The sequence below is a fragment of the Bacillus sp. EU55 genome, from assembly GCF_038005925.1.
GTDB classification, from domain to species: Bacteria; Bacillota; Bacilli; order Bacillales; family Bacillaceae; genus Bacillus; species Bacillus velezensis.
The window spans coordinates 3662534-3682678 of sequence record NZ_JBBOUE010000001.1; the positions used below are offsets into that span (position 1 = coordinate 3662534).

Sequence of the window (20145 nt, forward strand, 5' to 3'; positions counted from 1 at the left end):
CCCCTGCGGTCTTTCTTTTATTTGATAAGCTGCGGATCTAAACGATAGCTGAGCAGCTCGAAGTCCGGCGTATACGTAAAGGTGCCGTGCAAAAGCCCTTGGCCCTTGATCATAAAATCAAGGATATGCCCGTCTCCGGGGGCCATCGGAAGGCTGTGGATATCTTTTACGTCATGCCACTTCAGAACGCCTTCCTCTGATTCAGCGACATTCCGCCCCGTGTAGGAATCGGCGACGAAAGTAAACATCATCCACTCTGACACGATTTGTTCCTGTTCCTTAATAATAAAGGTAAACACGCCTTTTAACTGCGGATTTAGTATATAAATGCCCGTCTCTTCTCTGTACTCTCTGATGACGGAATCTCTGACGGATTCGCCGCTTTCCATCTTCCCGCCGGGCGCGACCCACCAGCCCCGTCTCGGCTTTTGGAGAAGGAGAACCTGATCATCTGTCTGCAGCACACAATTTGTCACTCTTTGCACAAGTACGTCACCTAACCTTCTCAACAAATCATCGTCTCTTCATTATACCGTTTCGGCATGTCTCTCACAATGCAGAGACACCGACATCCTTTTCTTTTATTTGACAGAAAACAGAAAATCGCAAAAAAAGGGCACGGATACTGGAATCCGTGCCAAAGTGTATTCATTAAAAAGGGGGTCAATTACTACATTCATCTTAAAACATCAGTATTTCACCCGTGTTACAGCGTAATTAAAACACAGTAACGATTCAAAAACTGAACATTACAGTGATTATTTAACGGTTTTGAGCGTTTCCTCAAGCTCTTCCACATAATGCTGAACGCTTTGAGCCGCAATACTTCCGTCGCCTGTCGCCGTTACGATCTGGCGGAGCGTTTTTTCACGGATGTCTCCCGCGGCGAAAATGCCCGGAACTTTTGTCTCCATTTGAGCATTTGTTTCAATGTAGCCTTCTTCATTTGTGATGCCCAAGTTTTCGAACGGTTTAGAAAGCGGAAGCATACCGATATAAATAAAGACACCGTCAGCTTTGAATTCTTCTTCTTCTCCCGTCACGGTATCCACAAGAGTAAGTCTGCCGACTTTTCCGTTTTCCTCATGGATTTCTTTTACGGTTTTGTTCCATTTGAAGTCAATTTTCTCATTGTCAAAAGCACGCGCCTGAAGAATGCTTTGCGCCCGCAATTTGTCACGTCTGTGAACGATGGTGACTTTTGAAGCGAAGCGTGTCAGATAGACGCCTTCTTCAACGGCGGAGTCTCCGCCGCCGACAACGACAAGCTCTTTATTCTTAAAGAACGCGCCGTCACAAACCGCGCAGTACGATACGCCGCGGCCGCCCAGTTCTTTTTCGCCGGGAACGCCGATCTTTTTGTATTCCGCTCCGGCAGAAATGACGATGGCGCGCGCTTTATATTCTTTTGAACCGGCTTTGACCGTTTTATATTCTTTGCCGTCAACGATTTCTTTAATATCGCCGTACGCATATTCCGCACCGAATTTTTTCGCATGTTCAAACATTTTATTAGAAAGTTCAGGGCCGAGAATGCTTTCAAAACCCGGATAGTTTTCAACATCCTCCGTGTTGGCCATCTGGCCGCCCGGAATTCCTCTTTCGATCATTAATGTGGATAAGTTCGCTCGTGATGTGTAAACAGCAGCGGTCATCCCCGCCGGACCCGCGCCGATAATGATCACATCATAAATTTTTTCTTCTGACACCATGATTCACTCCTTTTCGAAATGGGGCGCACCCTATCTGGATAAGAATCCCCATCAATCGTATTCCTTACCCATATCCTATTAAATCTGAGGGCAATTCGCTATTTTTTTGCTCATTTTTCTGAGAAACCATGATTAGTCGGCTCCTGAGCGGGTATACAAATAAAGAAAGAGCCTTCCGGGATAGAAGGCCCTTGTCTTATTCATTATTGCACGACACGTCTTACATTGCCGTTGAATGCTTTCTTCCAGTAAGGGTTGCTCATAGAATCAATGGATACACCGTGTGATGTATTATCGTTCAGGAACGTTCCGTTACCTAAGTAGATGCCGACGTGGCCGTTTGTTTTATACGTATTGAAGAATACTAAGTCTCCGCGTTTCATGTCAGACGCGCTTACTGCTTTACCTCTTCCGATTAATGTATCTGTGTTTGTGCCGCTTGCAGGTCCGAGGTTAACGCCTGCGTTAGCATAAGCCCAGCGTACGAATGAAGAGCAGTCAAAAATACGGTTGTTAATATCAGATTGAGTGCGTCCGCCGCCGAATTTGTACGGGGATTGACCCACAAGGCTTGAACCTACGCTGATCGCGCCTTCAATACCGCCTGAATTTGAAATAACAGATCCGCCGTCAGAATCATCTGAACCGCCGCTGTTATGAGATGATCCGCCTGAAGTGCTCTTCGGTTTGCTTGAGCTGTCAGATGAATCAGATGATGTTGAAACAGCCGCTTTTTTCACAGTTTTAACCGCCGGTGCCGGCTGGCTGTCATCTTTTTGGTTTTGGTCTTCAGAAGCTTTTTGCGCTTCTTCCTGTTTTTTGATCAGGGCAGCCGCTGCAGCCTGCTCAGCTTTAATGCGCTTCTGTTCTTTTTCAGTGTCAGCTTTTTCGTTTGCAAGCTTTGATGCTTCTTTTTTCAGATCAGAGATAGCGGAAGCCGCTTTTTTCTGTCCGTTTTTCGCTTCGTCAAAAAGCTTGTCTTTCTGATCAAGCTGTTTATTCAGGTCTTTTTGCATAGACTCGAGTTTCGCAAGATCATCTTGAACTTTTTTCAGCTTCACGTTAAGTTCAGCTTCTGCGTCTTCGAGTTTCGCTTTATCCTGCTCCTGCTGTTTGATCAGCTCTTTATCCGCATCAACGATAGAAGATACCGCAGTCGCACGGGAAATGAAGTCTCCGAAGCTTGTCGCCCCTAAAAGAACATCTATGTATCCTTGAGAACCGCCGTTTTCCTGTAAAGAACGAACGCGTTTTTTCAGGATTTCATTGCGTTTTTCAATACGCGCTTCTGTTTCTTTGATTTCTTTTTTCAAATCAGCGATCTGCTTTTTCGTTTTTTCGTTTTCAGCTTTTTTATCTTCGATTTTATTGCTTGTATCCAACGCTTTAGCGTTAATGTCTTTCAGTTCTTTTTCAATCTTAGCCTGCTTGTCCTGAAGCTTAGACAATTCTCTTTCTTTTGCTTCAAGGCTTGAAGCCACCTCAGATTGTTTGCTTTCAATTTTCGCTTTTTTGCTGTCTAATGTTTCCGCCGATGCAGTTTTTGTAAACGGGATCAAAAAACTGCTTGTCCCGATGACGGAAGCCAAACCAAGTGTTAATAAACTCTTTTTCACTTTTTCTTTCCTCCCTTTTACTTTAAACCTGTTCTCATTTGGAATTCTATTATGAACATCAAAGTTACGCTCCCTCACATACCCGTGAGGCTGATGATTTTTATGTATGAATCTTTAAATCTTTTAAATTGGTATAGATTATACAGCACATGTAAAATAAACTAATCTCTTATGTACGAGACTCATTATACCATCATGTTTCGACAATTTTTATTACAGTTATATTTCAATGTGATTGCAAATCTCATATTTTGCAAAATAAACGGTGATTACAGCCCGATTTCGATTCAAAAAGCAAAAAAATACGTATGAATACCTCTTTTTTCGGCGGTAAAGTTCTGTTTTGCCCCTTTCTGATAAAAAAAGAACCGACTCTTTATATAGAAAGAATCGGTTTTATTCTAATATATCATCTATTTGTCTGATGTATTTCGAAAGTGTTGCCGGCGTTATACCGTAAACGGCGGCCGTTTCTTTTTTCGTCGTTTTTTCGCCGTTTGCTTCTTTCCATACATATGCGATGGCTGCGGCCCACGCCCGCTCATTCTGTACGGCAGCGGCGGCGCGGATGTGCTGAATGACGTGAAAAACCCAGCAGCTCATGACGTCAGTTTTTAAACTGTCGGCTTCCGCTTTCTCCAGAAGCTTGACCGTCCGATACGTGAACAGCGCATCACCGGAAACGCCTGAAGCGCCTTTTTCACCGGAAAGCAGCAGTCTGACGAAATCTTGTTCAAACGGTGAAACGGCGCGTTTTGCCGTCAGAACTTTTTCAAGCTGGTTCCGCTCTCCTTCAGCGCTGCTGATATAATAGGCGGCAAGCCGCTGTTCAAGTGAAGCAGGCAGCGGTTCCTGCCGCTCCGCCCAAGGCGCGGGCCGGTCTGATTCGGGAAATTCGGCTTCTGCCTTTTTCCAAATGGTTTCCGCAAATTCTGTGCGGCCTGTCCCGTAGGCTGAGGCGGCAAGCCAGTAATAAAACGTGTCGTCGCCTTCGAACCCGCTTTTGTAAAGAGAACGGAGCCATTTATAACCGAGATCATGTCTGCCGACAAGCGCAAGCGTCGCCCCCAGCTTATAGCGCTGTTCGAATAAAATCGGATACACATTAGCGAGCCTTTCGCTCAATTCTCCGACTTTTTCATCTTCCCTCTCGTAATAGCAGAATACAAGGAGGTTGCACAGGGCATGGAGATTGCCTTCATTTTTCTCAAGCACTTCGAATACCGTTTGTTTCGCTTTTGTGACATTGCCTGAGTAAAAGTAAGCGAGCGCCAGGTTGTTGTATGCAGACCAAAGCTCGGGGTAATCGGCCGTAATCTCTTCAAGCATGACAACCGCTTCATGAAGCTGGCCGCTCTCAAGAAGCGTTTTTGCCCGGTCCTGCCTGATCAGCAGCTCATCCTGGTCATAGAGCGATTCGTCTTCACCCGCTTCGCCGAAATCCAAAAGCTCCATCAGATTTTCAATCTCTTCGCTGAATTCCCCGTCCGGATCGGCATCTGAATAAGCCGCCGCTTCTTTGTATGCTTCCTGAAAGAGCCCCAAATGCGCGAAATTATTCGCTTTAAAGTAATGACACTCGGGCATTTCTTCTTTCAGGTTCACCAAAATAAAGTCAAACAGCTCATTTGACTGCTGGTAGTGGCCCATTTCAGAATAAATGACGGCCAGCCGGGACAGCATTTCGGAATCATTCGGCTCGAGGTGGACGGCCCGCTGAATCAGTTTGCTGGCCCGTTTTAAATTCCGCTCTTTATATGCTTTTAAGCCTTTATGAAAAAAATATTGTCCATCCTGAAGCAGCTGGACAATTTGCGCGTGCTTTTTCTGTTCAGAAGTGTGTTTTCCCACAAATATCCTCCGTTTTATACGTATTACCGTCAGTAGTATACCATAAAACGGTTTCGCCTCAATAGTTCAAAAGACAGGATCGGCTTCGTTTTTTACTGGCTGGTTCGACCAGATTTTAGCTGTTTTTTTCACGAGGATCGGCTGGAAGAATGACGCGGAAAAGGGTTCCTTCGCCGCGCTTGCTCTCAACCTCTATCGAACCGCCGTGCAGCTCTGCGATTTTTTGGGCGATGGACAGACCGAGCCCGCTTCCCCCTGCGTTTCTCGCCTTGTCCGCTTTATAAAACCGTTCAAATACACGCTCCGCCTGTTCAGGCTCCATTCCGATTCCGTCGTCGGCGATTTCGACAGCCGCCGCTCCCGGCAGATCTGCAATTTTAACGGAAATGCGGCCGCCTTCACCGGTAAATTTTACGGCATTGTGAATCAGATTCATCCATACTTGGCTGAGCAGCGCTTCATCTCCGTACACATACGACTCCTGTAAATCAATGAGAAACTCAATCTGTTTGGCGGACCATTCAGGCTCACAGGTCAATATGGTGCGCCGCAGCTGTTTGTCAATGCGGAACGGTTTTTTTTGTATCGGTTCGGTTTGGCGGTCCAGCGCAGTGAGCTTCAGCAGATTTTCACTGATTTTTGATAATCGTTCTGTTTCTGTTTCGATGATGTGTAAGTAGCGCCCCCGCTCCTCATATGATAAATCCGGTTTTTTCAGAAGATGCGCGTAGCCCTTTAATGAAGTGAGCGGGGTTTGGATTTCATGGGAAACGTTCGAAATAAATTCTTGTTTCAGTTTTTCCATTTCACTCAGTTCCGCGGCGAGTGTCGACAGTTCATCAGCCAATTTCGTCACGGGGTGGTTCCGCTCAATCTTCTCCATTTTCCGGGAAGCGGCCGCTGTGAAGTTGCCGCTCGACATTTGCTTGATCGTGGCGGTCAGCGAATCCCAGATCGCATGATGTCTTTCACGTGCTGACTTTGAAAAAATAAACATCGTTACAAACAGCAGGCCGAAAACAAGCCAAAGCGTCACAATCTGCTCGGCGTACGGCACAAGCAAAATCGGCCATATGAGACCGAATCCCTGAACGATCAGATGAGCCGCCAGCCATAAGAATGCGGTGACGGTGAGAAGGATGATGATTTTCCCAGCCGTTCTGAAGATCCGTTTCATCCTGTCACCACAAACCGATACCCGAGCCCCCGCACCGTATGGATGGCAAACGGATAGTCTTTTTCCGGAAACCGTTCTCTCAGCCTTTTAATATGCACATCAACGGTCCGCTCGTCACCTTCATAATCAAAGCCCCAAATATCTTCTATTAATTGTTCTCTTGAAAACGTCTTATTCGGATAACCGGCGAGCTTAAATAAAAGCTCAAATTCACGCCGGGGCAGTGTCAATCCCGCTCCGCCGCCGCGCGTTACGGTGCGGGATTGCTTATCTAATGTGACCGTTCCGATGGTCAGCAGTTTTTCAGCGGTGATCCGGTACCGTTTCAGCAATGCTTTGACCCTTGCTTCCAGCTCAAGCGGCTCAAACGGTTTGACGAGATAATCATCCGCTCCGGAAGTAAAACCTTGCACTTTGTCCTGCGTTTCGCCTTTTGCCGTCAGCATCAAAATCGGAATGTCCGTAAAGCTGCGGACGGCTTCACTGACTTCAAACCCGTCCATTTTCGGCATCATCACATCCAGTATGATGAGATCTATAGGTGCGGATTCGATCAGCCGCACCGCCGCTTCCCCGTCTTCCGCTTCTGCGACGTCAAAACCGCTCTGCTCCATCATAAGGCGGACAAGCTCACGGATATGGCGGTCGTCATCCGCAACCAATATGACAGCCATGAAAATCCCTCCTTCTGCTTTTTTGCCTGTCTTCTTTTAATGAATCGACATGATGTCTATTAACCGTCTTATTTTTTCATTGTCTCCTGTATCAACAGACACTTTTTTTGTATGGCGGATCATCTCTTCCGTCACTTCTTTCATTACGCCTTGATCAGTATCTTCACGAGACTCCCAGCGCAAAGGAACATTGTATACCTGAATGGTGCCGTCGCCGTTGCTGCTGTAAGTGACTGACCCATCGATTAACCGGGAGCCTGCTAACTGCGTAACATCTTCCGGATAGCGGGCGCTCGTGTGATCGTCAGGGTTGACGAGTGCTCCGGCCGGAATGCGGCGAACGTTCAATTCATCTATCTGCTGATTTTCCCCAAGCTGCAGCCAGATGCGGGCATATTCAATTTGCAGAGGAGAATAATCTGCCGACATGTTATCCGGTTCGCTTTTGTCCGCAGAGACGTGATGTGAATCTTTGTTTACGGGTTCGTTTTTTTCTGCCGCTGATGCTGTTTCAGCCTTGTTGATGCTGCTTCCCCCGGCCGGACTTGAAGAATGGCCTGGCTCATCATCGTTACCGTCCGTACACCCGGCAGTCATGAATACGAGCAGTACGGCCGCGTGACAATAAAAAATCTTTGTGCGTTTTTTCATGATTTAACCTCCGCTTTCTATGAACAGAACTCCGTCTGCAAAATAAAAAGCAGCTTTTTCAGCTGCTTTTTATTCATAAAGTCTTGCTTTACACAGCTTTGTTTTCTAAGTCGGCATTCAGCTTCAGCTGCTGCTCCGCAAAATCGCGGTACAGCGAATGGGATGCCATTAATTCATGGTGTGTGCCCCGTCCGGTGATTTCACCCTGTTCGACAAAGAGAAGCTGATCTGCATCCACAACCGTGGATAAACGGTGGGCGATCACGATGGTGGTGCGGCCTTCCATTAGAACTTCCAGCGCCTGCTGCACCCATTTTTCAGATTGGCTGTCCAGACTTGATGTCGCTTCATCAAGCATCAGAATGCTCGGGTTGCGAAGGAGCGCTCTGGCAATGGCGATGCGCTGGCGCTGTCCGCCTGACAGCATAATTCCCCGCTCACCGACCTCGGTTTCAAATTTCTTCGGTAAGTCTTCAATAAATTGCAGGGCGTAGGCCATGTCAGCCGCTTGCCTCAGTTCCTCATCAGTCACCTCGCGTTTTAATCCGTAGCAGATATTGTCGCGGATGGTGCCTGACATTAACGGGCTTTCTTGCGACACGTAGCCGATATGCTCCCGCCATGACTCAAGGGAATACGTATCAATCGGTTCATTTCCGAGCAGGATGCTGCCCGCAGTCGGATTGTAGAATCGTTCAAGCAGCTTAAATAACGTTGTTTTTCCGCCGCCGCTCGGTCCGACAATCGCGGTGACTTTGCCGGCCTCAATCGTAGCCGTAATGTCTTTTAAGATGGTTTGATCTGTTTTGTAGCCGAATGAGACTTGTTCAAGCTTAATCGGCTGATCTGCGTTTTCAATGGCTTTTCCGGTTTGGATATCTTCTTCTTTTTCTGCAAGAATATGAATCATCCGTTCCGTTGCGCCGACGGATTTTTGAAGCTGTGTGAAAAATGAAGTGATCTGGCCCATCGGCATAATGATCTGAAACAAATACAGGATAAAGGCAACGAGTGCGCCGGCTGTCAATTCACCGGATGACACCTGCATCCCGCCGTACCCGATGACAGCGACCAGCGCCGCCATTAATACAAGTGTAATAAGCGGGCCTACGAGCGACTGCACCTTCGCTTCACGCAGCCCGAGTTTAAAGAGCGCCATGATGCCTGCTTTTCCGCGTCCGTATTCCGCTTCTTCAGCGTTTGACGCTTTTACAAGCCTGATTTCCGGGAGGATGTGGTTTAATAAGCCGGTGAATCTCGCCGTTTCATCCTGTGTTTCCCGAGAAATTTTAAACATTTTCCGGCCGATCGGCACTAAAATCACCGCAGCCAGCGGCACGACGATCAGCACGAGCAATGTGAGCTTCCAGTTCATGAAAAATAAGATCGTCAGTGACCCGATAACGGAAATGATTCCGGTAATAAATCCGCTGATATTGTTTGTGATCAGCTCTTTTACCACCATTGTGTCATTGGTGACACGGCTGATCGTTTCTCCCGTGGCGTTTTTGTCAAAATAAGAGACGGGCAGTTTAATTAATTTCTGCCACAACAAATCACGCAGTCCCGAGATGATTTTCTGGCCGCTGTAGTTCAGGGCGTAGGTGGCGTAGGCGCTTAATGCGGCCTGTACAATAAACACGGCCGCGATGATTCCGATTTGCACGCCTGACAGCGACGACATGGAAAAGCCGTCAACGAGCTGCTTTGTCAATAGCGGAATCAGCAGGCTGACGAGCGTTGTCACAATACTGAGAGACAGCGCGAAGGCCAGCATACCGTATGATGGTTTTGTTTTTTTGACTAATGAAAAGAATGAGCTGAATTTCCCTTTAGGTTTTGGTTGTTTATTCGGCATATGTTTTCCTCCTATATCACTGTTTATACTATAACGGATGTGCATGAACGGAATATGAACAAAACGTACATTTTTGACAAAAACCAAAATAAACTCTATTAGTCAATATTATCAAATTCATCTGCCTCCGGTTGCGGAAATAAGGAATATTTAATTGAATGTTTAAGTTTGACAGATTAAAAACCTCACGGATCTCTCCGTGAGGTTTGTTTTACTCAGATGCTGAATGGCGTTTTGCAAGGACGTCAAGCACGTCGTCCAAAGGAAGCGACTGCTCACGCAGAAGAACGAGCAAATGATACAGCAAATCTGCCGCTTCCCATTTTAATTCTTCATGGTCGCGGTTTTTTGCGGCGATAATAACCTCTGCGGCTTCCTCGCCGACTTTTTTGAGGATTTTATCGACGCCTTCCCGAAACAGGTACGTTGTGTAGGCTCCGTCAGGCATCTCCGCCTGCCGTTTGGCGATTACGCTTTCCAGTTCATTTAAGATGCCGAAACGATCCTGCGCGTCCGCTTTTTCCGGAGAAAAGCAGCTGTAGCTTCCCTTATGGCAGGCGGGTCCTGAGGGCTCCGCAAGCACGACGAGGGCATCTTGATCGCAGTCATAACGGATGGCTTTCACCTTTTGGGTATTCCCTGATGTCGCTCCTTTATGCCACAGCTCCCCTCGTGAACGGCTGTAAAACCAGGTTTCTTTCGTTTCTATCGTTTTTTCGTAGGATTCACGATTCATATAAGCCAGTGTCAGCACTTCTTTGCTTGCCGCATCCTGTACGATGGCGGGAATCAGTCCGGCCTCGTCAAACCGCAGTTCATCTGCCCGTTTCATCTCACATTCACCCCGTGTTTCTTCATATAATCTTTCACTTCTTTTATAGATGTCTCTTTGTAATGGAAAATGGAAGCTGCAAGCGCGGCGTCCGCTTCACCGATCGTGAAGGCTTCAAGCATATGGCGCGCGCTGCCGGCTCCCCCTGACGCAATGACGGGCACCGGGACGGCACGTGTGACAAGCTGTGTGAGCGTATGATTAAAGCCTGTTTTCTCACCGTCTGCGTCCATGCTTGTCAGCAGGATTTCGCCCGCTCCCCGGCTGACGGCTTCTTTTGCCCAGGCCGTGACTTCCCAGTCGGTTTTCTGTCTGCCGCCGTGTGTGTACACTTTATAGCAATCCGAATCTTCGTCATACTTTGCGTCAATCGCCGCGACGATGCATTGCGAGCCGAAAAAATCCGCTCCTTCCGTAATCAGCTCGGGGCGGAGGACGGCCGCTGTATTAACGGATACTTTATCAGCGCCGGCGCGAAGCATTCGTTTCATATCGCTTAATTGATTAATTCCGCCGCCGACCGTAAACGGAATCGCCAGTTTTGCCGCAACCTGTTCTACGACGTCTGTCATCGTCTTGCGGCCTTCGTGAGAGGCGGAAATGTCGAGAAAAACAAGTTCGTCAGCGCCCTCCCTGTCGTAAGCTTCGGCCAGCTCGACAGGATCGCCCGCATCTTTCAGCCCGAGAAATTGAATGCCTTTGACGACGCGTCCTTCTTTCACATCGAGACACGGAATGATTCGTTTCGTGATCATGCGTCCTTCACCCCGCTGAGCGCTTCAGCCAATGTAAATTGTTTTGTATACAGCGCTTTTCCGATAATCGCTCCCGATACGCCGGCGTCTTTGAAGCGGGCCAGTGCTTTGAGATCGGCGACTGAGCTGACTCCGCCTGAAGCGATGACGGTTTTTCCCGTTGCTTTTGCGAGCTGAACGGTGCTTTCGATGTTCGGTCCTGACAGCATGCCGTCAGTTGCAATATCCGTGAAAATGAAGGTTTCCGCTCCTTCCTCCGCCAACTCACGGCCCAGATCGGCCGCCCTTACCGAAGATGTTTCCAGCCAGCCTTCCGTCGAGACATATCCGTTTCTTGCATCAAGACCGATGGCAATTTTCCCGCCGTATTGTTTCAGCATGCTTTTCACAAACGCCGGATCGGAAACGGCCGAGCTGCCGAGAATGACGCGATCAACACCTTGTGATAAATAACCGTACACATCCGCTTCAGAACGGATCCCGCCGCCGATCTCGACTTTGACATCAAGCTGCCGCGCAATGTCAAGAACATGCCTGTCGTTTACTTTCCTGCCTGCTTTCGCGCCGTCAAGATCCACGAGATGAATCCATTCGGCGCCTTCTTGTGCAAATTGCGCCGCCATGTCTAAAGGAGAGTCACCGTATATCGTTTCCTTGCCGTAATCGCCTTGGATGAGGCGGACGCATTTGCCGTTTCTCATATCGATTGCCGGATATAATGTAAAAGCGTTCATTTCTTCACCTTCTGTTCCGCTGCCATTTTTGTAAATTGCGTTAAGATCGCCATTCCGGCCGTACCGCTTTTTTCCGGGTGAAACTGGGCACCGAAGACATTGCGTTTCCCGACGACCGCCGGAACACGAACGCCGTACTCAGCGCTTGCCAGAAGATCGCCGTCTTCCATCCCGTCTATATAATAGGAATGGACAAAGTAAACGAAGCCTTCTTCCGCTTCCGAAAGCAAAGGAGACGTTTGGTGAAACGTCAGCCGGTTCCAGCCCATATGCGGCACCTTCAGCTTGTTTCCTTCGGCATCTTTGTCTTTGAGTCTCACAGCTTTTCCGGCTAATAAACCAAGTCCTTTTGCAGAGCCGTTTTCGGTGCTTTCTTCGAAAATGAGCTGCATGCCGAGGCAGATGCCGAGGAGCAGCTTACCCTCGTCAACCATACGGTGTATGAATTGATCAAGCTTCGTGCTGCGTAAATTGTCCATGGCGTCACTGAATGATCCGACACCGGGAAGAATAAAAGCATCCGCTTTTTCAAGCTCTTCCGGCCGGTCTGATACGACATACGGGACGCCGACGCGTTCCAGCGCCTTCGACACGCTGAATAAATTGCCCATACCGTAATCAATTACACCGATCATTTACAGCATTCCTTTCGTAGACGGCACACCCTTGACGCGCGGATCAATGGATGACGCTTCATCAAGCGCTCTGCCAAGCGCCTTAAACACGGCTTCTATCATATGATGGGTATTCGTGCCGTAATGAACGATGACGTGCAGATTCATTCTCGCTTCCAGCGCCAGTTTCCATAGAAATTCATGTACCAGCTCGGTATCAAACGTTCCGACTTTCGCTTGCGGAAATGCAGCGCGCATCTCAAGGTGCGGCCGGTTGCTCAGGTCTACGGCGACTTGGGCGAGCGCTTCGTCCATCGGCACAAGCGCTGATCCGTACCGTTTGATCCCTTTTTTATCACCGAGCGCCTCCAAAAAAGCCTGCCCTAAACAGATGCCGATATCTTCAGTCGTATGGTGATCATCTATCTCCGTATCGCCTTTTGCGTCAACAGTTAAATTGAATTGCCCGTGCTTTGTGAACAAATCAAGCATATGAGTCATAAACGGCACATCCGTGCTGATGTCGGCTTTTCCTTCTCCGTCTATTTCGAAAGCCAGCTTAATATTGGCCTCATTTGTTGTTCTGGCGCGTTCCGCTTTTCTCATCGGTCATTCCTCCGTTTCTCGCTTCAATCGATCTTGCGTGCGCTTCAAGCCCTTCCAGTCTCGCAAATGCGGCAATGCTGTCTGCGTGTGTTTCAAATGCCTTCCGGCTGTATGAGATGATGCTCGATTTCTTTTGAAAATCTGTTACATTCAACGGGCTTGAAAACCGCGCCGTTCCGTTTGTCGGCAAAACGTGATTCGGTCCGGCAAAATAATCGCCGACCGGTTCAGCGCTGTATCGTCCTAAGAAAATCGCCCCCGCGTGTCGGATGCTTCCAAGCAAAGCCTCCGGCGAATGCGTCATGATTTCTAAATGCTCAGGCGCCAGCGCATTCACCGTGTCCACTGCATCTTCCATCGATTCCGCGATATAAATGCGGCCGTGATCCCTGATCGATGCTTCGGCGATTTCTTTGCGCGGCAGGGTCTGAAGCTGTTTATCCACCTCATCTGATACTGCTTCGGCAAGCTTCCGTGAGTCGGTGACAAGCACGCTTGAGCTGAGCGTATCGTGTTCGGCCTGTGAAAGCAGGTCAGCAGCGACTTCTTTGGGCACCGCCGTATCGTCTGCCAGAACCACGATTTCACTGGGTCCGGCAATCATGTCAATATCCACAACGCCGAAGACTTCCCGCTTCGCGAGTGCTACAAATATATTTCCGGGGCCCGTGATCTTATCTACAGGCTGTATCGTTTCCGTTCCGTAAGCGAGCGCGGCAATCGCCTGCGATCCTCCCGCTTTGTAAATTTCCTTTATGCCGAGCTCAGAGGCCGCCGCCAGAACGCCCGGCGAAAGGCGGCCGTCTTTCCCCGGAGGACTGACGAGAACGATCCGTTCCACTCCCGCAGCGAGAGCGGGGATGACATTCATTAAAACGGAAGACGGATAAGCGGCCGTCCCGCCCGGCACGTATACGCCCGCGGAATCGAGCGCCGTTATTTTCTGCCCGAGCATCGTGCCGTCTTTGCGATGGTAAAACCAAGAAGATTGCAGCTGGCGTTCGTGATATTCTTTCATATTGGCAATCGCCTGTCTGATCACTTCCAGCAGCTGATCATCAAGCAGACGGTACGCCTCGGTGACTTCCTCTGCGCTCACGGCCATTTGATTCAGGCTGATGCCGTCAAATGTTTTTGTATAGGACAAAACGGCTTTGTCACCGTTTTGTCTGACGTCTTCAATAATCCCCCTGACGGTTTTCCGCTGCTCTTCAGTCCCGCTGTCGATGGAACGCTTCAGTGAGAACTGCTCGCTTCTTTTTACTGCGGTTATTTTCATTGTGCCGTTTCTCCTTCCACAACCTTGGCCAGCCTGGCCGCCATTTCGTCGATTACATCATCCTTCATGCGGTAGCTGACCGGATTGACGATAAAACGCGATGTGATGTCACAAATATGTTCTGATTCAACGAGACCGTTTTCCTTTAATGTCCGCCCGGTTGATACGATATCGACGATTCTGTCAGCAAGCCCGATTAAAGGCGCCAATTCAATCGAACCGTTCAGCTTAATGATTTCCACCTGCTCGCCCTGCTCTCTGAAATAACTTGACGCAACATTCGGATATTTCGTCGCAATCCTCGGGGCGACTCCGTTCCAATCCGCTCCGGGAAGCCCCGCAACGGCGAGATGGCATTTGCTGATTTTCAGATCGAGCACCTCATACACGTCACGCTCTTCCTCAAGCATGACATCCTTTCCGGCAATACCGGCATCAGCGACGCCATGCTCGACATAAGTCGTCACATCCATCGGCTTTGCCAGAATAAAGCGGAGATTTTCTTCAGGAACGTCAATGATCAGCTTTCTCGATTCTTCAAACTCCTCGGGGAGCCTGTACCCGGCCTGCCGCAGCAACCCGGCCGCTTCTTCGAATATCCGTCCTTTTGGCATTGCCATTGTGAGTACCTTACCCATTCTGCTCTTCCTTTCTTGCACCGATAAAGTATGTGACGTTTACGAATGATTTTGTCATATGATCGATATTTTCAATGCCCGCTAAATCCTGCAGGACGACTTTTCTGCCTCTCGCCCTTTCTTCCTCCGCGAATAAAATGGCCTGCGCCCGCTGCTCCTTGCTGAAAATCACAGCGTCCGCTTCACTAGTTTCTTCCTGGATGCCGAGCGCTTCAATCAGCCTGTCGATACGGAGCCCGAAACCCGTGGCGGGAGCGGGACTGCCGAAATGGCCGAGAAGATTGTTATAGCGTCCGCCGCTTCCGATGACGAAACCAACATTTGCCGCGTACACTTCGAATAAAATTCCCGTGTAATAACTCATATGGCTGACCATATTCAGATCAAGGCGAATATGCTCGGCACACCCGTAATCCTCAAGAATGTCCCACAGGTCTTCCAGCTCCTGAATCAAGCTTTGTCCGGAGATGCCGATGATCTCCTCCGCCTTGGCGCAGATTTCTTTCCCGCCTCGCAATTCCAGAAGTGCGAGCAGCCGGCTTTTGTCTATTGAAGAAAGCGGAAGCGATTTGACATGTTCCCTGTATCCCACGTAATTCTTTTCAAAGAGAAAGCGCCGCAGAACATCCGCCCGCTCGGCATTGCCCAAAACCTCGACAAACAGCTCATCAGCGAGTCCGGCATGGCCGATCGCGATTTTAAACCGGTGCAATCCCGCGTTTTTCAAAGCGCCGGCCGCCAGCGCAATCACCTCGGCGTCCGCGCTTGTTGATCCGTCGCCGATCAGCTCCGCGCCGACCTGTTCAAATTCTGCCGGACGTCCGCCTTCCCGCTCCTGAGCGCGATAGACGCTTGCCGCGTACCCCGCTCTGAGCGGATGATTGTGTTTGTGCAGCTTAGACGCCGCCACCCTGGCAATCGGTCCGGTCATGTCAGGCCGAAGCACAAGCGTTTTTCCGTCCTGATCGAGAAGCTTAAACAGCTGCTGTTCTTCAATGGCTGACTGGACGCCTACTGTTTCATAAAATTCAAGGGTCGGCGTCTCCATAAACTGATAACCCCATTTATCAATTAAATCCGTCAGTGTGGAACGGACTTTTTTCTTGGCTTCGTATAAACCGGGCAGCGTATCTCTCATGCCATGCGGTTTCTCAAACATAAACATTTGCCTTTTGCACCTCCGCTTTATCTGAAGGAAAATTCCGAATCCTTTAGTTCACTAATATGATAATATGTTAGCAGATAAAAGAATGAATTGCAACGTCCAATGTCCGCCTATTCTTTTCCATAAACATGGCTAAAGAATGAACAAACCTGTAAACATACCGGAACGATCGAATCATATTGAGCAGAAGTGCTATAATACATAGAATAGCTTCATCAGAAACAAGGGAGAGTAATAATGAAGACGCTTGGAACATTATGTGTGCTGATTCTGACAGCCATCCTTGTCTATCTCGGGTATAACATCTATACAAACGATATTCATTTGAATTTTTTTAATCAGCAGTCCGACGAGCCTGATGAGAAAACACCGTTAAAAGGGAGCGCGTCACCGCTGAATGTCGTTCTGTACAGACAGATGGATTCTCCCAGACTGTACAATGGCTGTGAGGTGACGAGCCTTGCCATGATTTTGAACAATGCCGGATATCATGTGTCAAAAAATACATTGGCGGATAAAATCAATAAAGTTCCGCTCACATACAGCAGCGGGCTTAAGGGAGATCCGAATGAAGGATTTGCAGGAGACATGGAAAACGGCCCGGGTTTAGGCGTTTATCATGAGCCGATTGATAAACTTGCCAAAAAGTATGCGGGAAACAAAGTATACGACCTGACGGGAAAAGACATTTCTTCAGTGTACCGCCAGCTTGAAAAAGGGCGGCCGGTCTGGGTGATTACCACCACATCCTTTAAGCCGGTTGATAATATGCAGACTTGGAATACGCCGAACGGAAAAATCGACATTACGTTCAGCATGCATAGCGTAGCCGTCACCGGTTATGATCACGATTATGTATACGTTAATGATCCTTACGGCTATAAAAACAGAAAAACAGACCGATCTGACTTTGAAAAAGCCTGGAAGCAGATGGGCAGCCAGGCCATTGTGATCAAGTCATAAAAAAACCCCGCTGACGTTAATCAGCGGGGTTTTCCATTCGTTTTTTCATTTCTTCGTCCGTATAGATCACCTGCATCGGATTTCCTCCGACAAACGCCCCGGCCGGGACATCTTTGTGCACCAGGGTGCCGGCTGATACAACGGCTCCGCTCCCGATGGTGACGCCGGGCAGAATGGTTGTGTTTGCCCCGATCATCACCTCGTCACCGATTGTGACAAAACCGGTCCGGTACTCATGTATTAAATATTCATGAGCCAAAATCGTCGTATTGTAGCCGATGATGCTGTTTTTTCCGACAGTGATTTTTTCGGGAAACATGATATCCGGCATCACCATCAGCGCGAATGACGTCTGTTTTCCGACATTCATTTTCAAAAAGGTTCGGTACAGCCAGTTTTTCACGCTTAAAAACGGCGTATACCTTGCGATCTGAATGATGATGAAATTTTTCATCACCTTCAGAAAGGGAACCGTCTGATAAACATGCCACAATGAATTTGCACCTGCAACCGGATGGCGGTCTGTTTTTCTCACGGATTACTTCACTCCGGTGATGTGCAATAAATCACTCATTTTCTCGAGCATATAATCGGGTTCATAGGCGGAAAGCGTCTGTGCGCCTTTAATCGTCCACGCGACGCCGGCTGTTTTCGTGCCGGCGTTTTTTCCCGCCATGACATCGTGATAATTGTCACCGACCATTAGGGCTTCCGACGGATCGCACCCCAGCCGGCTGAGAGCAAGCCGCACAGGCTCGGGGTCAGGCTTCGGATGCTTAACATCATCAAGCGTGACGACAGTATCGAAAAACGCCCCGATGCCTGTCAGCTTCAATCCCATATTCACTGTATCCCTCAGCTTTGTGGTGACAATCCCGAGCTGATAGCCCGCTTTTTTCAATTCATCAAGCGTTTCATAAACCGTTTCGTACTCCGTGACGAGCTCATCGTGCTTTTCATGGTTGAATGCTCTGTACATGCTGATCATCTCATCGCACTTTTCAGCATTAATGCCTGAAAACGTTTCATACAGAGGCGGGCCGATAAACGGAAGCACATCTTCCCTTTTGAACTGCCCCGGGCAATAATGATCAAGCGTATGAAGGTAAGAAGCGATAATCAGTTCATTCGTGTCAATCAGCGTGCCGTCGAGATCGAATAAAATGGCGGTTACACGTTTATCAGTCATCTTATGTCCTTTCCGATTTCAGGCGTCAGTCCGTGTCGGCATACCGCTTATCGGCATACCCCTTCATGCGTCTGAAAATCATTAAAATAATCGCAAGTACAATCAGCACAATGGAAATGACCTGCGCGATCCGAAGCTGGCTCGTAAGCATCAGGCTGTCCGTCCGCATTCCCTCAATAAAGTATCTGCCGATCGAATACCAGATCACATACGTCAAAAACAGATCGCCCCTGCGCAGGTTCACGCGGCGGAGCAGAAGCAGAATCACGACGCCCGCAAAACTCCACAGCGATTCATACAAAAACGTCGGGTGGTAATATTGTCCGTCTATGTACATCTGATTAATGATGAAATCCGGAAGATGCAGACTTTCCAAAAATGACCGGCTGACCGCTTCACCGTGAGCCTCCTGGTTGATAAAGTTCCCCCAGCGCCCGATGGCCTGGCCGAGCAGAATACTCGGCGCGGCAATATCCGCCAGCTTCCAGAATGAGATGCCTCTTACTTTTGAAAAGACAATTCCCGTTGCGATCGCGCCGATTAATCCGCCGTGAATCGCAATGCCGCCTTTCCAAGTTTTAATGATTACCCCGGGGTGTTCCGAGTAATAGCTCCACTCGAAAAGCACATAATATGCCCTTGCGCAAATGATTGCGATCGGGATGGCGAAAAGAACAAGATCAATAAAAATGTCCTTATTCAGCCCCCGCTTTTCACTCTCCCTCATGGCCATCCAAAGCCCTAATAACGCGCCCGCGCCGATAATGATTCCGTACCAGTGCACGGATAAAGGCCCGAGCTGAAAGGCAATCGGATTGATTGGTGTTCCTGCTTCATTCATATCATTGCCAACTCCTATTCGTCTTGTTCGCCGTCCTCAATGACATCCGCCAGCTTATTCGTGAATTGCTCGGCAGCATTCAAGCCCATCCGCTTCAATCTGAAGTTCATCGCCGCAACTTCGATAATAACGGCGAGATTCCGCCCCGGGCGAACGGGAATGGTCAGTTTTGTAATTTCCGTATCAATGATTTTCATTTTTTCTTCTTCAAGTCCGAGACGGTCGTATTGTTTCCCTTGCTCCCAAAGCTCAAGGTCCATGACGATTGTAATTCTTTTATTGCTTCTGACGGCGCCCGCTCCGAACAGCGTCATGACATTTATAATGCCGAGCCCCCTGATTTCGAGCAGATGCTCAATCAGATCAGGCGCGTTCCCGACAAGGGTATCCTGATCCTCCTGCCGGATTTCAACGCAGTCATCCGCGACAAGACGATGGCCTCGTTTGACAAGCTCCAGCGCCGTTTCACTTTTACCGACTCCGCTTTTTCCCGTAATGAGCACGCCGACGCCGTATATATCCACAAGCACGCCGTGAATGGCCGTTGTCGGCGCGAGACGGCTCTCAAGAAAATTCGTCAGCCTGCTTGACAGCCTGGTTGTTTTCAGAGGGGATCTGAGCACAGGCACACCGTTTTGCTCGGAAGCTTCTACAAGCTCCGGCGGGATCGGCATATCTCTGGAAAGTATGATAGCCGGCGTCACATCGGTGCACAGCGATTTCATCCGCTGTTTCTTATCTTCCTCGGGAAGCTGATCAAAAAATGACAGCTCCGTTTTTCCTAAAAGCTGCACCCGTTCTCTCGGGTAATATGTAAAATAACCGGCGATTTCAATACCGGGCCGTGATAAATCACTCATCGTAATCGGGCGGTTAATCCCTTCTTCTCCGCTGATCAATTCTAAATGGAACTGCTCCATTACGTCTTTGGTCCGAACCTTTGCCAAGATATGTTCCTCCTGTTCTGGGATGTTCCGAGCTTTGAACAGT

The 20145-nt window shown here is 48.7% G+C and carries 21 protein-coding genes; 1 reads left to right on the plus strand and 20 read right to left on the minus strand.

Translation table 11 applies throughout. The features are described from left to right. Positions 1 to 17: 17 nt before the first annotated feature. The 16 genes from NYE50_RS18735 to NYE50_RS18810 all read right to left on the minus strand — a co-directional run bounded on the left by NYE50_RS18735 (position 18) and on the right by NYE50_RS18810 (position 16162). Entirely contained in the window at positions 18 to 485 is a 468-nt protein-coding gene (locus tag NYE50_RS18735; RefSeq protein WP_003151491.1) for an 8-oxo-dGTP diphosphatase, read from the minus strand. A 273-nt stretch (positions 486 to 758) separates the two neighbouring features. Next, complete coding sequence (gene trxB / locus NYE50_RS18740; protein WP_007407423.1) at positions 759 to 1709, minus strand: thioredoxin-disulfide reductase; 951 nt, start codon at positions 1707 to 1709, stop codon at positions 759 to 761. 206 nt (positions 1710 to 1915) lie between these two features. Then, positions 1916 to 3328 carry a C40 family peptidase gene (locus NYE50_RS18745; protein WP_007407424.1) on the minus strand — a complete coding sequence of 471 codons (1413 nt, stop codon included), beginning with the start codon at positions 3326 to 3328 and terminating at the stop codon, positions 1916 to 1918. Positions 3329 to 3724: 396 nt separating this feature from the next. Further along, on the minus strand, positions 3725 to 5179 hold the full coding sequence (locus tag NYE50_RS18750) for a tetratricopeptide repeat protein (protein ID WP_021495253.1): 1455 nt from the start codon (positions 5177 to 5179) through the stop codon (positions 3725 to 3727). 115 nt (positions 5180 to 5294) lie between these two features. Further along, on the minus strand, positions 5295 to 6356 hold the full coding sequence (locus tag NYE50_RS18755) for a sensor histidine kinase (RefSeq protein ID WP_154817966.1): 1062 nt from the start codon (positions 6354 to 6356) through the stop codon (positions 5295 to 5297). Further along, entirely contained in the window at positions 6353 to 7030 is a 678-nt protein-coding gene (locus tag NYE50_RS18760; protein WP_159354630.1) for a response regulator transcription factor, read from the minus strand. Before NYE50_RS18760 ends, NYE50_RS18755 begins: the two co-directional genes overlap by 4 nt. 36 nt (positions 7031 to 7066) lie before the next feature. Beyond that, the gene (locus NYE50_RS18765; RefSeq protein WP_172869861.1) at positions 7067 to 7681 is read right to left on the minus strand and encodes a hypothetical protein; all 615 of its coding nucleotides are present in this window, start codon (positions 7679 to 7681) and stop codon (positions 7067 to 7069) included. An 88-nt stretch (positions 7682 to 7769) separates the two neighbouring features. Beyond that, positions 7770 to 9539, minus strand: a complete 1770-nt coding sequence (locus NYE50_RS18770) for an ABC transporter ATP-binding protein (protein WP_014418969.1) — start codon at positions 9537 to 9539, stop codon at positions 7770 to 7772. Between the two features lie 211 nt (positions 9540 to 9750). Then, positions 9751 to 10371 (minus strand): bifunctional phosphoribosyl-AMP cyclohydrolase/phosphoribosyl-ATP diphosphatase HisIE, encoded by a 621-nt coding sequence (gene hisIE / locus NYE50_RS18775; RefSeq protein WP_007407429.1) that lies wholly within the window; start codon positions 10369 to 10371, stop codon positions 9751 to 9753. Further along, complete coding sequence (gene hisF / locus NYE50_RS18780) at positions 10368 to 11126, minus strand: imidazole glycerol phosphate synthase subunit HisF (RefSeq protein ID WP_014418971.1); 759 nt, start codon at positions 11124 to 11126, stop codon at positions 10368 to 10370. The genes hisIE and hisF overlap by 4 nt, the downstream gene beginning before the upstream one ends. After that, entirely contained in the window at positions 11123 to 11860 is a 738-nt protein-coding gene (gene hisA, locus NYE50_RS18785; protein WP_072177053.1) for a 1-(5-phosphoribosyl)-5-[(5-phosphoribosylamino)methylideneamino]imidazole-4-carboxamide isomerase, read from the minus strand. Before hisA ends, hisF begins: the two co-directional genes overlap by 4 nt. Beyond that, positions 11857 to 12495, minus strand: coding sequence for an imidazole glycerol phosphate synthase subunit HisH (gene hisH, locus NYE50_RS18790; RefSeq protein WP_128496896.1), 639 nt, complete (start codon positions 12493 to 12495; stop codon positions 11857 to 11859). Before hisH ends, hisA begins: the two co-directional genes overlap by 4 nt. Further along, positions 12496 to 13080, minus strand: a complete 585-nt coding sequence (hisB, locus tag NYE50_RS18795) for an imidazoleglycerol-phosphate dehydratase HisB (protein ID WP_224988836.1) — start codon at positions 13078 to 13080, stop codon at positions 12496 to 12498. Then, entirely contained in the window at positions 13046 to 14359 is a 1314-nt protein-coding gene (hisD, locus tag NYE50_RS18800) for a histidinol dehydrogenase (protein ID WP_224988834.1), read from the minus strand. Before hisD ends, hisB begins: the two co-directional genes overlap by 35 nt. Then, positions 14356 to 14997, minus strand: a complete 642-nt coding sequence (gene hisG / locus NYE50_RS18805) for an ATP phosphoribosyltransferase (protein ID WP_029325809.1) — start codon at positions 14995 to 14997, stop codon at positions 14356 to 14358. The genes hisD and hisG overlap by 4 nt, the downstream gene beginning before the upstream one ends. After that, a complete protein-coding gene (locus NYE50_RS18810) occupies positions 14990 to 16162 on the minus strand; it encodes an ATP phosphoribosyltransferase regulatory subunit (protein WP_022553850.1) in 1173 nt (390 codons plus the stop codon). Before NYE50_RS18810 ends, hisG begins: the two co-directional genes overlap by 8 nt. Before the next feature lie 237 nt (positions 16163 to 16399). Between NYE50_RS18810 and NYE50_RS18815 the strand changes: the two genes are divergently transcribed. Continuing rightward, entirely contained in the window at positions 16400 to 17125 is a 726-nt protein-coding gene (locus tag NYE50_RS18815) for a C39 family peptidase (protein WP_159354633.1), read from the plus strand. Positions 17126 to 17141: 16 nt separating this feature from the next. Here NYE50_RS18815 and NYE50_RS18820 read toward each other — a convergent pair whose 3' ends face one another. The 4 genes from NYE50_RS18820 to hprK are packed head-to-tail and all read right to left on the minus strand — an operon-like array spanning position 17142 to position 20102. Continuing rightward, on the minus strand, positions 17142 to 17660 hold the full coding sequence (locus NYE50_RS18820) for an acyltransferase (RefSeq protein ID WP_072177048.1): 519 nt from the start codon (positions 17658 to 17660) through the stop codon (positions 17142 to 17144). A 3-nt stretch (positions 17661 to 17663) separates the two neighbouring features. Further along, entirely contained in the window at positions 17664 to 18314 is a 651-nt protein-coding gene (gene ppaX / locus NYE50_RS18825) for a pyrophosphatase PpaX (RefSeq protein ID WP_014418978.1), read from the minus strand. Between the two features lie 25 nt (positions 18315 to 18339). Continuing rightward, a complete protein-coding gene (gene lgt, locus NYE50_RS18830) occupies positions 18340 to 19155 on the minus strand; it encodes a prolipoprotein diacylglyceryl transferase (protein ID WP_014418979.1) in 816 nt (271 codons plus the stop codon). Between the two features lie 14 nt (positions 19156 to 19169). Next, positions 19170 to 20102 carry an HPr(Ser) kinase/phosphatase gene (gene hprK / locus NYE50_RS18835; RefSeq protein ID WP_003151456.1) on the minus strand — a complete coding sequence of 311 codons (933 nt, stop codon included), beginning with the start codon at positions 20100 to 20102 and terminating at the stop codon, positions 19170 to 19172. Between the last annotated feature and the right edge of the window lie 43 nt (positions 20103 to 20145).